Genomic DNA, 15,369 nt, shown 5'->3' on the forward strand with positions numbered 1-15,369 from the left:
GGGTCCTCTCAGGACGTTCCGAGTTCGCTGTCGATGAGGGCGAAGATGTCGTCCGCGGTGGCCGACTCCAGGTCGTCGTCGTCGCCGGCGGCGGCCGGCACGCCGGCGCCCTCGTCGCCGGCGTCGCGCACCCGGTCCAGCAGCACCTCCAGCCGCATCCGCAGTCGGGAGCGCTCGTTGGAGTCCAGCCCGGCGACCTCGCCCAGCGCCGTCTCCACGTCGTCCAGGCTGCGCCGCAGCACCGCCTCCGGGCTGCCCCGGTCCGGCAGCAGCAGCGCCCGGACCCGGGTGGCCAGGGCCAGCGGGGTCGGGTGGTCGAAGATCAGGGTCGCCGGCAGGCGCACGCCGGTCTCGGCGGTGAGCCGGTTGCGCAGCTCGACCGCGGTCAGCGAGTCGAAGCCGAGGTCCTTGAACGCCCGCTCCGCGCCGACCGCGTCCGTGGTGGGATGACCGAGCACGGCCGCGGCGTGCGCGACGACCAACTCCAGCAGGAACGCGTCCTGCTCGGCCGGGGACCGCGCGGCCAGCCGCTCGGCCAGCGGGACCGCCCCGGCGACCGCGGCCGGGGCCGCCCGGCGCACGGCCGGCCGCACCAGCCGGCGCAGCAGCGGGGGCACCTCGTCGCCGAAGCCGGAGCGGTCCAGCGCGGACAGCACCAGGTGCGCGCCGGGCAGGCCCATCGCCGCGTCGAACAACGCCAGGCCTCGCTCGGCGTCCAGCGCGGCGCCGGCCCGGGTGGCCCGGTCCAGGTGCGCGCCGTCGAGGTGCGCGGCCATCCCGCTCGCCCCCGACCACAGCCCCCACCCGAGCGACACCGCCGGCAGGCCCAACCCGCGCCGGTACGCGGCCAGCGCGTCGAGGTAGCTGTTGGCCGCCGCGTAGTTCGCCTGCCCGGGCGAGCCGAACGTCGCCGCGACCGACGAGTAGAGCACGAACATCGCCAGGTCGTGGTCGGCGGTCAGCTCGTGCAGGTGCCGCGCGGCGTCGGCCTTGGGCCGGAACACGGTGCCGATCCGGTCGCCGGTCAGCGCGGCGACCGTCCCGTCGTCCAGCACGCCGGCGCAGTGCACCACACCGGTCAGCCGGCGGCCGTCGAGCAGCGCGGCGAGCGCGTCGCGGTCGGCCACGTCGCAGGCGACCACGTCGACGGTGGCGCCGGCGTCGCGCAGCCGCGCGGTCAGCTCCGCCGCGCCCGGTGCCTGAGGGCCCTGGCGACTGGTCAGGAGCAGGTGACGGACCCCGTACGCGGCCACCAGGTGCTCGGCCAGCAGAGCGCCGAGTTGCCCGGTGCCGCCGGTCACCAGCACGGTGCCGGCCGGGTCCAGCGACGCGGGCACGGTGAAGACGTTCTTGCCGACGTGCCGGGCCCGGCTGATGTGCCGGAACGCGGCCGGCGCGTCCCGGACGTCCCAGGCGGTGATCGGCAGCATCCGCAGCCGGCCCTGGTCGAACAGGCGCAGCACCTCGCGCAGCAGCTCGCCGATGCGTGGGGCGCCGGCCTCGAACAGGTCGAAGGCGTCGTAGCGGACGCCGGGATGGCGGTCGGCCACCTCCAGCGGGTCGCGCTTGTCGGTCTTGCCCATGTCCAGCAGCCGGCCGCCCGGGGCCAGCAGGCGCAGCGAGGCGTCGGTGAACTCGCCGGTCAGCGAGTGGAGCACCAGGTCCACGCCGCGACCGCCGGTCACCGCCCGGAACGCGTCGGCGAAGTCGAGGGTGCGCGAGGAGGCCAGGTGGTCGTCGGCCACGCCGAGGGAACGGAGCGTGTCCCACTTGGCCGGGCTCGCGGTGGCGAACACCTCGACCCCCCACAGCCGGGCCAGCTCCACCGCGGCCATCCCGACCCCACCGGCGGCGGCGTGCACCAGCAGGGTCTCCCCCGCCCGCAGGCCGCCCCGGTCGCGCAGGCCGTACCAGGCGGTCAGGTAGACCGTCGTGACCGACGCCGCCTCGGCGAAGCTCCAGCCGGCCGGGATCCGCGCCACCAGCGCGCGTTCGGCCACCACGACCGGGCCGAACGCGCCGCCGATCGCGCCGAAGACCCGGTCGCCGGGCGCCAGGTCGTCGACGTCCGCGCCGACCTCGGTGACCACGCCGGCCGCCTCGGTGCCCATCCCCTGCTGGTCGGTCAGGCCGAGCGAGATGGCGACGTCGCGGAAGTTGACGCCGGCCGCCCGTACCGCGATCCGGACCTGGCCGGGCGCCAGCGGCGCCGAGGCCGCCGGGGACGGGCGCAGCTCCAGACCGTCCAGGGTGCCGGTCGCGCCGGCCTCCAGCCGCCACGGCCCGGCGGCCGGCGGCACCAACGCGGCGGGCAGCGCCCGGCTCAGGCGCGGCACGAGCACCCCGCCGGCGCGGACCGCGATCTGCGGTTCCGCGTCGACCGGCAGCGGGCCGGCCACCACCGCCCACGACTCCGGCAGCCCGTCGGTGTCCACCAGGACGATCCGGCCGGGATACTCGTTCTGGGCCGAGCGGAGCAGACCCAGCACGGTCGCGGCGGCCAGGTCGGTCACCGGTCCGCCGGCCGCCGTGGCGGCGCGGGTGAGCACCACGAGCCGGGCGTCGTCGTCGCCGGCCAGCCACCGCTGCACCGCGTCGAGCGTGCGGCGGGTGAGGTCGGCGGGCTCGCCGGCTTCGATCGCGGCCAGCAACGGCAGGTCGGGCACGGTCAGGTCGCCGACGGCCAGGTAGGTCCGGCCGGCGGTGCTGCCCTCGGCCCCGCTCTCGTCCCACTCGATCCGGAACAGCGAGTCGTCCAGCCGCGGGGCACGGGTCAGGCTGTCGCCGGCGACCGGGCGGAACACCAGCTTGTCGACGGCGGCGACCGGGGCGCCGGACGCGTCGGCGAGCTGCACGACGAGGCCGTCCTCGCCGACCGGGCGCAACCTCACCCGCAGCGTGCGCGCGCCGGCGGCGTGCACGCCGACGCCGGTCCACGCGAACGGCAGCCGTGCACCCCCGGAACCGCCGACCAGGGCCGCCGCGTGCAGGGCGGCGTCGAACAGGGCGGGGTGCACCGCGTACGACTCGGCGTCCACGGTCTCCGGCAGCTCGACCTCGGCCAGCACGTCGTCGCCGTGCCGCCAGGCCGCGCGCAGCCCCCGGAAGTCCGGCCCGTAGTCGAGACCCGCCTGCGCGGCCCGCTCGTAGGTGTCGTGCACGGCGACCGGCTCGGCCCCGGCGGGCGGCCAGTCCCGCAGGTCGAAGCCGGGCGCGGCGTCGTCGTCGACCAGCAGGCCGTCGGCGTGGCGCACCCACGGGCCGTCGTCACCGGCGCGGGCGGCGATGCGCACCGTGCGGGCGCCGTCGCTCTCCGGGCCGCCGACCCGCGCCTGGAGCAGCACGTCCCCGGTCGCCGGCAGCACCAACGGCGTACCGATGGTCAGCTCGCGCAGCGCGCCCGCGCCGACCAGCCGCCCGGCCTGCCCGGCCAGCTCGACGAACGCGGTGCCGGGAAAGACGATCCGGTCCAGCACGCGGTGGTCGCCGAGCCACGGGTGGGTGGTGGTGGAGATCCGGGCGGTGAGCACGAGCCCGTCGTCGTCGGCGAGCGTCACCGCCGCGCCGACCAGCGGATGACCGCCCGAGGTGAGCCCGGCGGCGGAGACGTCGCCGGCCGTCGCCCGCACCCGCGGCCAGAACCGCTGGTGCTGGAACCGGTAGGTCGGCAGGTCGGCGACCGGCCCGGGCGGGGTGAGCGCGGACCAGTCCACCGTGGCGCCGCGCACCCACAGCTCGGCCGCCGCCCGGTGCAGTCGGGTCCAGCCGTCGTGGTCGCGGCGCAGCGTCCCGGTCACCAGGCCACCGGCGGCGTCGACCCGGTCCTGGAGCGCGGCGGTCAGCACCGGGTGCGGGCTCACCTCGACGAACGTGGTGTGCCCGGCCGCGATGAGTCCCTGCACGACCTCGTCGAACCGGACCGGGTCGCGGAGGTTGTCATACCAGTAGCCGGCGTCGAGCGCGGTGGTGTCGAGCAGGCCACCGGTGACGGTCGAGTAGAACGGGATCCGCCCGGCCGTCGGGCGCACCGTGCCGAACGCCGCCCGCAGGTCGTCGCGGACGGCCTCCACCTGAGGCGAGTGGGAGGCGTAGTCGATCGCCACCCGACGCGACCAGAGGCCCGCCGCGGCGCACCGCTGCTCGATGGTGGCCAGGCCGGCCGAGTCGGCCGACAGCACCACCAGGTGCGGGCCGTTCACCGCACCGAGCACCGCGCCGTCGACGCCGTCCAGCAGCGCCCCGGCCCGATCCGGGCCGGTCCCGACGGCCAGCAGGCCACCCTGACCGGCCAGCCGGAGCAGGATCCGGGCCCGCTGCACCGAGATCCGCGCGCCGTCGGCGAGACTCAGCGCCCCGGCGGCCACGGCGGCGGCGAGTTCGCCCTGGGAGTGCCCGACCACGCCGGCAATGTCGACGCCGAGCCACTCCCAGACCGCGGCCAGTGACACCATCACCGCCCACAGCGCCGGTTGCAGCAGGTCGGAACGTTCCATCCAGGACTCGTCGCGAGCGCGCAACGCGGCGCCGACCGCCCAGTCCAGGTGCTCGGCCAGCGCCGCCTCGCACTCGGCGAACCGGTCGGCGAAGACCGGGCAGGTGTCGAGCAGGTCGGCCGCCATGCCGGCCCACTGGCCGCCCTGGCCGGGGAAGACCAGGATCACGCCGCCCTCGGCGGTGGCCGCCGACCGTACCCCGGTGACCAGGCCGGCGGCGGTGGCGCCGGTCGCGGCGGCGGCGAGGCCGGCGGCGTCCGCGCCCACGACCACGGCCCGGTGCTCCAGCGCCGCCCGCCCGCTCACCAGCGCGCGGGCGACGGCGGCCGGCTCGTCGTCGACCTCGCGCAACGCGGCGGCCTGCGCGCGCAACGCCTCCGCGGTACGCCCGGAGATCGGCCAGGACCAGGCGGCGGGAGCCGGCGTGGCGGGCACGGGCGCGGCCCCGGGCGCCTCTTCGATGATCACGTGGGCGTTGGTGCCGCTCATGCCGAACGACGAGACGCCGGCCCGCCGGGCGCGCCCGGCCCGGGTCCACGGCACCGGCTCGGTCAGCAGCCGCACCGCCCCGGACGTCCAGTCGACCTGCGGCGTCGGCCGGTCCACGTGCAGCGTGCGGGGCAGGCGGTCGTGCCGCATCGCCTGCACCATCTTGATCACCCCGGCGACGCCGGCGGCGGCCTGGGTGTGCCCGATGTTCGACTTCACCGAGCCCAGCCAGAGCGGCTCGGCGCGGTCCTGACCGTAGGTGGCCAGCAGCGCCTGCGCCTCGATCGGGTCGCCGAGGCGGGTGCCGGTGCCGTGTCCCTCGACCACGTCCACGTCCGACGGTGACAGCCCGGCCGCGGCCAGCGCCGCCCGGATCACCCGCTGCTGAGCCGGCCCGTTCGGCGCGGTCAGCCCGTTGCTGGCGCCGTCGGAGTTGACCGCGGTGCCGCGGACCAGCGCCAGCACCCGGTGTCCGTTGCGCCGCGCGTCGGAGAGCCGTTCCAGCAGCAGCACCCCGGCGCCCTCGCCCCACCCGGTGCCGTCGGCGGCAGCCGCGTACGGCTTGCACCGCCCGTCGGCGGCGAGGCCGAGCTGGCGGCGGAACTCGACGAACGCGGTCGGCGTCGACATCACCGTCACGCCGCCGGCCAGCGCGGTCGCGCACTCACCGTGGCGCAACGCCTGCACGGCCAGGTGCAGCGCCACCAGCGACGAGGAGCAGGCGGTGTCCACGGTCAGCGCGGGACCTTCCAGCCCGTACGCGTAGGCCACCCGGCCGGACAGCACCGCCGCCGCGTTGCCGGTGCCCTGGTGCCCGTCGGTCTCCTCGCCGGCGACGGCGAGCAGGCCCAGATAGTCCTGGCCGCTGGTGCCCACGAACACGCCGGTGCGGGTGCCGGCGGTGCAGCGGGGATCGATCCCGGCCCGTTCGAAGGTCTCCCACACCACTTCCAGCAGCATCCGCTGCTGCGGGTCCATGGCCAGCGCCTCGCGCGGCGAGACGGCGAACAGGTCGGCGTCGAACCCGGTCACGTCGCGCAGGAAGCCGCCCCGCGCGTCCGGGTCGTCCAGCGACGCCGGATCCCAGCCCCGGTCCACCGGGAACGGCGTGAGGCCGTCGCCGTCGCCGTCGACCAGCCGCCACAGCGCCTCCGGGCTGTCCGCGTCGCCGGGATAACGGCAGGCCATGCCCACGATCGCGATCGGCTCGTCCGGCTCGGTCCGGGCCGCCGGCTCCGCGCTCGTGGTGGCGGCGGAGTCCCCGGCCAGCAGCTCACGCAGCCGGCCGGCCAACGCCACCGGGGTCGGGTGGTCGAAGACGAGCGTGGCCGGCAGCGTCAGGCCGGTCTCGGCGCTGAGCCGGTTGCGCAGCTCGACCGCGGTCAGCGAGTCGAAGCCGAGCTTCTTGAACGGGACCCGCACGTCCACCCCGGCCGCGTCACGGTGACCGAGCACCACCGCCGCCTGTTCGCGGACCAGGGTGCGCAGCGCGCGTTCCCGATCGGCCGCGGGCAGCCCGCGCAGGGTCACCGCGAACGCCGGCGGGTCGCCGCCGGGGGCCGCCCCGGCGGCCGGACCGGCCGCCTCGGGCAGGAGGGCGAGCAGCGGCTGCGGGCGGGACGCGGTGAACGCGGGGGCGAAGCTCCGCCAGTCGACGTCGGCCACGACCACGCATCCGTCGTCGTCGCCGTCCAGCGCGGCGGCCAGGGCGGCCACCGCACGCGCCGGGTCCATCGCGCGCAGGCCCCGGCGGCGCAGGTACTCCTGGGTGCTCGCGTCACCGGCCATGCCGGCGCCGGCCCACGGGCCCCAGGCGAGCGCCAGACCCGGCCGGCCGGCGGCCCGCCGCTGCTCGACCAGCGCGTCGAGGACGGCGTTGGCGGCGGCGTACGCGCCCTGCTGCCCGCTGCCCCAGACCCCGGCCACCGAGCTGAAGACGACGAAGAAGTCGAGCTCGGCGGTGAGTTCGTCCAGGTGCCGGGCACCGGCCACCTTGGCCCGCAGGGTCGCGGCGAACGCCGCCGGGTCGGTGTCCGCCAGCGCGCCGAACTCCCCCGACCCGGCCGCGTGCACCACGCCCGCCAGGTCCGGGATGCCGGCGACCAGCTCGGCCACGGCGGCCCGGTCGCCGACGTCGCAGGCGGCGACCGTGACGGTGGTGCCGCGCCCGGCCAGCTCCTGGACCAGTCCGGCCACGCCGGGAGCGTCGGCGCCGCGCCGGCCGGTCAGCACCACGTGCCCGGCGCCCCGGTCGGCCAGCATGCGCGCGACGTGCGCGCCGAGCGCCCCGGTGCCGCCGGTGACGAGCACCGTACCGCCGGTGGCGCCAGCGCGCCCGGCCGCCGGCGGGGCGGCCCGGACGAGGCGGCGCGCGGTCACCCCGGTGGGCCGGACGGTCACCTGGTCCTCGCTGCCGTCGGCCAGCACGGCGGCCAGGTGGCCCAGGGCCGTCCCGCCGGTGCCGGCGGGCAGGTCGATCAGGCCGCCCCACCGGTCCGGGTGCTCCAGCGCGGCCACCCGGCCGAGCCCCCACACCTGCGCGGCGAGCGGGTGCTCGGACACGCCCCGGGTGATCGTCCACAGCGGCGCGGCGATGCCGGCGTCACCGAGGGCCTGCAACACGGTCAGCGTCAGCGCCGCACCGCGCGCCACCACGCCGTCCGGCATCGGCTCGTCGGCCAGCCCGGCCAGCGAGACGACGGCGCCGAACTCCCGGCCCGTCGCGGCCAGGCGCGCGGCCAGGGCCGTCCGGTCCAGGTCGACCGCCGTCAACGTCAGCACGGTGACGTCGTCGCCGAGCGCGGCCACCACGTCCTCGGCCGCGACGCCCTCGGGCACCAGGACCAGCCGGGGGCCGGGGCGCGGGCCCGGCACCGGGGTGACCGGCGTCCACACCACCCGGTAGCGCCAGTCGTCGGCGGCCGGGGCGCGGTGCGCCGGCCAGTAACGGTCCCGCCGGAACGCGTACGTGGGCAGCTCGGCCGGCAGTCCGGTGTCCCGCCCGACGACGGCCGTCCAGTCGACCGGGACGCCGACCGTGAACAGCGCCCCGACGGCCTCCAGCAGCGTCTCCGGCTCGGGCCGCTCGCGCCGGGACGCGGCCACCCGCACCGGCGGCGCCAGGTCCTCGGGCTCGGCGGTCCCGGCCGCGCCGAGCTGGGCCATGCCGGTGAGCACGCCGTCCGGGCCGATCTCCAGGTAGCGGCGGACGCCGAGTTCGGCCAACTCCTGCACGCCGTCGTGGAAGCGGACCGGGCGCCGCACGTGGCGCACCCAGGTGTCGGCGTCGTAGCCGTCGACCACGGTGCCGGTCAGGTTCGACACGATCGGGATGCGCGGCGCGGCGTAGGTCAGCCCGGCCGCCACCGCGCGGAACGCGTCGAGCATCGGCTCCATCCGGGCCGAGTGGAAGGCGTGCGAGACCCGCAGTTGCTGGGTCCTGACCCCGTCGCGGGCGCAGCTCGCGGCGAACGCGGCGACCGCCTCGGCGTCGCCGGAGACGACCACCGACTCGGGGCCGTTCACCGCCGCGATGTCGAGCCCGTCCGGCAACGCCGCGGCGACCTCCGCCTCGCCGAGACGTACCGACAGCATGGCGCCGCCGGCCGGGAGCGCCTGCATCAGCCGGCCCCGGGCCGCCACCAGCGTGACCGCGTCGGCGAGCGAGAGCACCCCGGCCACGTGGGCCGCGGTCAGCTCGCCGATCGAGTGGCCGAGCAGCACGTCCGGCACCACGCCCCACGACTCGACCAGCCGGAACAGCGCGACCTCGACCGCGAACAACCCGGCCTGGGTGTAGCCGGTCCGGTCGAGCAGGTCCGCGTCGTGCCACACCACGTCGCGCAGTGGACGCTCCAGGTGGCGGTCGAAGCGGGCGCAGACGTCGTCGAACGCCGCGGCGAAGACCGGGTAGGTGGCGTGCAGTTCCCGGCCCATCCCCACCCGCTGGCCGCCCTGGCCGGTGAACAGGAACGCGAGTTTGCCCGCGCTGACCGTGCCCCGGACCACCCCGGGCGCGGCGTGCCCGTCCCGGACCGCGGCCAGGCCCTGCGGACCGGCCAACACGACGGCCCGGTGCTCCATGGCCGAGCGGGTGCCGACCAGCGCCCGGGCGACCGCGTGCCGGTCGTGGTCCGCGCCGAGGAAGACCCGCAGCCGATCGGCCTGGGCGCGCAGACCCGCGGCGGTACGCCCGGACACCACCCACGGGACCGGGCCGGCAACCGGCTCGACCGGCTCACCGGCCGGCGGCTGCGGTGCCTGCTCCAGGATCACGTGGGCGTTGGTGCCGCTCACCCCGAACGACGAGACGCCGGCCCGGCGCGGGCGGTCCCGGCGCGGCCAGTCCACCGGGTCCCGCAGGACCGCGACGCCGCCGGCGCTCCAGTCGACGTACGGGGTCGGCTCGTCCACGTGCAGGGTGCGCGGCAGCCGGCCGTGCCGGATCGCCTGCACCATCTTGATCACGCCCGCCACGCCGGCCGCGGCCTGGGTGTGCCCGATGTTCGACTTCACCGAGCCGATCCACAGCGGATCGGCCGCGGACCGGCCGTGACCGTAGGTGGCCAACAGCGCCTCGGCCTCGATCGGGTCGCCGAGGCGGGTGCCGGTGCCGTGCGCCTCGACGGCGTCGACGTCGGCGGGCGTGAGATCCGCGCCGGCCAACGCCTGCCGGATCACCCGGCGTTGGGCCGGGCCGCTGGGCGCGGTCAGGCCGTTGCTGGCGCCGTCGGAGTTGACCGCGCTGCCGCGCAGCACGGCGAGGACGCGCCGGCCGAGCCGCTGCGCCTCGGAGAGGCGCTCCAACACCAGGACGCCGACGCCCTCGGCCCAGCCGGTGCCGTCGGCAGCCGCCGCGAACGGCTTGCACCGCCCGTCCGCGGCCAGGCCGTCCTGCTTGGCGAACTCGCCGAACACCTCGGGCGACACGAGCACGGTGACGCCGGCCGCGAGCGCGGTGGCGCAGTCGCCGCGACGCAGCGCCTGCCCGGCCAGATGGACCGCGACGAGCGCCGACGAACAGGCGGTGTCGACGGTGACGGCCGGGCCCTCCAGCCCGAGGGTGTAGGCGACCCGGCCGGACAGCACGCTTGTGGCGCTGCCGGTGAGCGCGTGCCCCTCCGCCGCCGGCTCGTCGTGCAGCAGGTAGTGGTAGCCGGAGGTGGCCGCGCCCACGAACACCCCGGTCCGGGTGCCCCGCAGCTCGTCGGCGTCGATCCCGGCCCGCTCGATCGCCTCCCACGACGTCTCCAGCAGCAGCCGCTGCTGGGGGTCCATGGCCAGCGCCTCGCGTGGGGAGATGTCGAAGAACTCGGCGTCGAAGTCGACGCCACCGGCGAGGAAGCCGCCCCGGGCCGCGTACGCCGGCCCGTCCGGGTGCGCCGCCCAGCCCCGGTCGTCCGGGAAGCCGGTGATCGCGTCGCCACCGTCGTCGACCAGTCGCCACAGCGCCTCCGGCGAGTCGGCGCCGGGGAACCGGCAGGCCATCCCGACGATCGCGATCGGCTCGGTGGCGGCCTCGGTCAGCGCGCGGTTCGCCGTGCGCAGCCGCTCGGTCTCCTTCAACGACGACCGCAGCGCGGCCACGTAGTCTTCGGTCGAAGCCATCTTGAACTCCAGCGGGTCGTCGCGTCGGGTGGTTCAGGAGGCCCGTTCGCCGAGCGCCAGCCGCAGCAGGTCCTCGCCGTCCAGGTCGTCGATCTCGTCGGTGGCCAGCGGCACCGGGTCGGCGCCCGGCTCCGGCTCGGCGAGGCTCAGCAGCGTGTCGAGCAGGCCGGCGCCGCGCAGCCGGGACAGCGGGATCAGCTGCAACGCCCGGCGGACGCGGGTGTCGTCGTCGTCCTCGGCCGCGCCGCCGAAGAGCAGCGCGTCGAGGTGCTCGGCGAGCGCGCGGACGCTCGGATGGTCGAACGCGACGGCGGCGGGCAGCCGCTCACCCACCGCCCGGCCGAGCCGGTCGCGCAGCTCGACGGCGGTCACCGAGTCCAGGCCGAGGTCGCGCAGCGCGCGGTCGACCCGCAGGGTGGCCGGCTGGGCGTAGCCCAGCACCGCCGCGGCGTGCCGCTGCACCAGCTCCAGGACGGCCGCCGCCCGCTCGGCGGCGGGCAGCGCGGTGAGCCGGTCCCGGTCGCCCTGGCTGCCGTCGGGCTCGGCCGGCCCGCCGCCGGCGGCGTCGGCCAGCCCGGTCAGCAGGGGTTGCGGCCGGAGCGCGGCGAACGCCGGGGCGAAGCGGTCCCAGTCGACGTCGGCCACGACGACGCACCCGTCGCCGCCGCCGACCGCGCCGGCCAGCGCCGCCACCGCGAGGCCGGGGTCCATCGGCGGCAGGCCACGCCGCTGCAGGTACGCGTCGGCGCCCGCCCCCGCCGCCATGCCGGCGCCCGCCCACGGGCCCCAGCTCACCGAGGTGCCGGGCCGGCCCCGGGCACGCCGCCGCCGGACCAGGCCGTCGAGGTGGGCGTTGGCCGCGGAGTACGCGCCCTGCCCGCCCGCTCCCCAGACGCCGGCGATCGAGCCGAACACGACGAACGCGTCCAGCGGCGTGTCGCCGAGCACGTCGTCGAGCACCTCCGCGCCGACCACCTTCGCGCGCATCGCGTCGGCCAGGTCGGCCGGGGTCAGTTCGGTGATCGGGCACACCGTGCCGGCGCCGGCCGCGTGCACCACCGCGGACAGGGGATGCTCCGCCGGGACGGCGTCGAGCAGCGCGGTCACCGCGTCCCGGTCGGTGACGTCGCAGGCCGCGACGGTCACCCGCGCGCCACGGTCCTCCAGGTCGCGGACCAGTTCCGACACGCCGGGGGTGTCCGCGCCCCGGCGGCCGGCGAGCAGCAGGTGCGGCGTCCCCCGGTCGGCCAGCCAGCGCGCGACGTGCCCGCCGAGCGCGCCCGCGCCACCGGTCAGCAGCACGGTGCCGGTCGGCGTCCATCCGGCCCCGGTGCGCGCGGGAGCCGGCGCCCGGACCAGCCGGCGCGCGGTCACCCCGGACGCGCGGACGGCGACCTGGTCCTCCCGGCCGTCGGCGAACACGCTCACCAGGTGCCGGGCGGCGAGCACGTCGAGCTGGACGGGAAGGTCGACGAGGCCGCCCCACCAGCGCGGGAATTCGAGGGCGGCGACCCGGCCGAACCCCCAGACCACGTCGCCGTGGGGGTCGTCGCCGGTCACCGCGTCCCGGGTCAGGCACCACAGCGGGACGTTCCAGTCCAGGTCGTGCAGCGCCTGGGTGACGCTCAGCAGCCAGGCCGCGCCCGCGCTGCCGGGCAGGCCGGCGACGCCGGCCAGCTCGGCCGACCGGTACGGCTGCAGGCCCTCCGCCGCCGTCGCCCGGTCGCCGGTGACCAGGACCACCCGGGACTCGGCGCCGCCGGCCTTCAGCGCGCCGGCCACGTCGCTGACCATCTCGTCGTCGTCGCCCGGCGTCACCACCAGCCACGTGCCGCTGAGCCGGGCCGCCGTCGGGTGCGCCGGCCGCCACTCGACCCGGTAGCGCCAGGAGTCGGTGGCCGCCTGCTCGGCGGCCTGCCCGCGCCAGGCGGACAGGGCCGGGAGCAGCTCGGTCACCCGGGTGTCCGGCGCCACGCCGAGCAGACCGGTGAACCGCGCGACGTCGTCGTCGTCGACCGCCGCCCAGAAGGCGCCGGCGCCGGTGACCTCGGGCCGCGGCGGCGCGAGGACCGGCCAGTAGCGGTCCCGCGCGAACGGATAGGTGGGCAGGACGACGCGGGTGCCGCCCCACACCCGCAAGACCGCCGCCCAGTCGACGGGCTGACCCGCCACGTGCAGCTCGGCCAGCGCCGCGAGCAGGGTCGTCGTCTCGCCGTGGCCCTGCCGCAGCGCCGGCGCGATCACCGTGGGCGCGTCGGCGGTGCCGGTGAGCGAGTGTCGGGTCAGCGCGGTCAGCACCGGGTGCGGCCCGAGCTCCAGGAACCGGGTGACACCGGCCGCCTCCAGGCAGGCCACCCCGTCGGCGAACCGGACCGCGCGGCGGGCGTGCCGGACCCAGTGTTCGGCGTCCAGGGTCTCGGCGACCCGGCCGGTCACGTTGGACACGACCGGGATGCGTGGCGCGGCGTACGTCAGCGCCTCCGCCACCGCCCGGAACTCGTCGAGCATCGGCTCCATCCGCACCGAGTGGAACGCGTGCGACACCCGCAGCAGGTTGTTGCGCCGGCCCTGCGCGGTCCACCGCGCGGCGAGTGCGAACACCGCGTCCTCGTCGCCGGAGACCACCACCTGGGCCCGCCCGTTGACCGCCGCCACGTCCACGCGGCCGTCCAGGTCGGCCAGCTCGGCGGTGGCCTCGTCCTCGGTGGCGTCGACCGCGAGCATCGCGCCGCCGGGCGGCAACTGCTGCATCAGCCGGCCGCGCGCGGCCACCAGGGCGCAGGCGTCGTCGAGCGACAGCACCCCGGCCACGTGCGCGGCGACCAGCTCGCCGATCGAGTGGCCGAGCAACGCGTCCGGCGTGACGCCCCAGCTCTCCACCAGCCGGTACAGCGCCACCTCCAGGGCGAACAGGCCGGCCTGGGTGTGCACGGTCTGGTGCAGCGCGTCGGCGTCGGCGTCGATCACCTCCCGCAGCGGCCGGTCCAGCACGGCGTCGAAGCGGTCGCAGATCGCGTCGAACGCTGCCGCGAACACCGGGAACGCGGCACGCAGCTCCGCGCCCATGCCGAGGCGCTGCGCGCCCTGGCCGGTGAAGAGCACGGCCAGCCGGCCCGGGCGGGCGGTCCCGCTGACCACCGCCGGGTCGGCCGTGCCCTGCGCCAGCGCGGTCAGGCTCGCCGTCGTCCGGCAGGGATCGCCGGCCAGCACCACCGCGCGCTCGTCGAGCAGGGTGCGGCCGGTGGCGAGCGAGTGGCCGACGTCGAGCAGCGCCAGGTTGGGGTCGGCGGACAGCCGGGCCAGCAGCCGCTGTGCCTGCTCGCGCAGGGCGGTGCCGGAGCCGGCCGACAGCAGCAGCGGCACCGTCGCCGGGGCGCCGGCCGGTTCGCGGGTCGCGGCGGGCGTCGCGGCGGGGGCCTCCTCGACGATCACGTGGGCGTTGGTGCCGCTGACACCGAACGAGGAGATCCCGGCCCGCCGGGCGCTGCCGTGACGCGACCACGGCACCGGCTCGGTGAGCAGGCGCATCTCCCCGGCCGACCAGTCGACGTGCGGCGTCGGCTCGTCCACGTGCAGGGTGCGCGGCAGCAGCCCGTGGCGCAGCGCCATGACCATCTTGATGATCCCGGCCACGCCCGCGGCGGCCTGGGTGTGCCCCAGGTTCGACTTCACCGACCCCAGCCACAACGGCCGGTCCGGCGGCCGGTTGCGCCCGTACGCGGCCAGCAGCGCCTGCGCCTCGATCGGGTCGCCGAGCGTGGTGCCGGTGCCGTGCGCCTCGACCACGTCCACGTCGCCCGGGCCCAGGTCCGCGCCGGCCAGCGCCTGCGCGATCACCCGCTGCTGCGACGGGCCGTTCGGGGCGGTCAGCCCGCTCGACGCCCCGTCCTGATTGACCGCGCTGGAGCGGACCAGGGCCAGCACCGGGTGCCCGTGGCGGCGGGCGTCACTCAACCGTTCCAGCACGAGCAGCCCCGCGCCCTCCGACCAGGCGGTGCCGTCGGCCGACGCGGCGAACGACTTGCAGCGCGCGTCGGCGGCGAGACCGCTGTCGACGGTGAACCCGGTCAGCACGGACGGCGTGGCCATCACGGTGACGCCGCCGGCCAGCGCGAGCGTGCACTCCCCCTGACGCAGCGACTGCGCGGCCAGGTGGACCGCGACGAGTGAGGACGAGCACGCGGTGTCGACGGTGACGGCCGGACCCTCGAAACCGAAGGTGTAGGAGACCCGGCCGGAGATGGCGCTGCCGGCGTTGCCGGTCGCCAGGTAGCTTTCGGCCTGGTCCCCGGCGGCCCCGGCGAGCGCGCCGTAGTCGTGGTACATGGCCCCGACGAAGACGCCGGTGCGGGTGCCGCGCAGCAGCGTGTGGTCGATTCCGGCGTGCTCCAACGCCTCCCAGGCGACCTGGAGCATCAGCCGCTGCTGCGGGTCCATCACCAGCGCCTCGCGCGGCGAGACGCCGAAAAGCTGGGCGTCGAAGTCACCGGCGCCGCTGAGGAAGCCGCCCTCGCGCGGCCCGCCGGCGGCGGTGAGCGCGTCGAGGTCCCAGCCCCGGTCGGACGGCAGCGCGCCGATCGCGTCGCCGTCGGCCGCCACCAGGTGCCACAGGTCCTCGGCGCTGGCCACCTCGCCCGGATACCGGCAGCCCATCGCCACGATCGCGATCGGCTCCCGGGCCCGGTCCTCGGCGGCGCGCAGCGCCTCCCGCGTGTCCCGCAGGTCGACGGTGGCCCGCTTCAAATATTCCAGGAGCTTGTTCTGGTCTGTCATGGCGCCT

The 15,369-nt window shown here is 77.2% G+C and carries 2 protein-coding genes; both read right to left on the reverse strand.

Features of this window, described 5'->3' with window-relative positions; genetic code table 11:
• Positions 1-8 precede the first annotated feature (8 nt).
• Positions 9-10,589 carry an SDR family NAD(P)-dependent oxidoreductase gene (locus T398_RS16250; protein WP_496447898.1) on the reverse strand — a complete coding sequence of 3,527 codons (10,581 nt, stop codon included), beginning with the start codon at positions 10,587-10,589 and terminating at the stop codon, positions 9-11.
• Between the two features lie 33 nt (positions 10,590-10,622).
• A complete protein-coding gene (locus T398_RS16255; protein WP_496447899.1) occupies positions 10,623-15,362 on the reverse strand; it encodes a type I polyketide synthase in 4,740 nt (1,579 codons plus the stop codon).
• Positions 15,363-15,369: the final 7 nt, after the last annotated feature.

Source organism: Salinispora goodfellowii (genome assembly GCF_059570675.1).

Excerpts from the sequence above, each read along its gene's own strand:
- T398_RS16255 (WP_496447899.1), bottom strand. The coding sequence starts at position 15,362 with ATGACAGACCAGAACAAGCTCCTGGAATATTTGAAGCGGGCCACCGTC.
- T398_RS16250 (WP_496447898.1), bottom strand. The coding sequence starts at position 10,589 with ATGGCTTCGACCGAAGACTACGTGGCCGCGCTGCGGTCGTCGTTGAAG.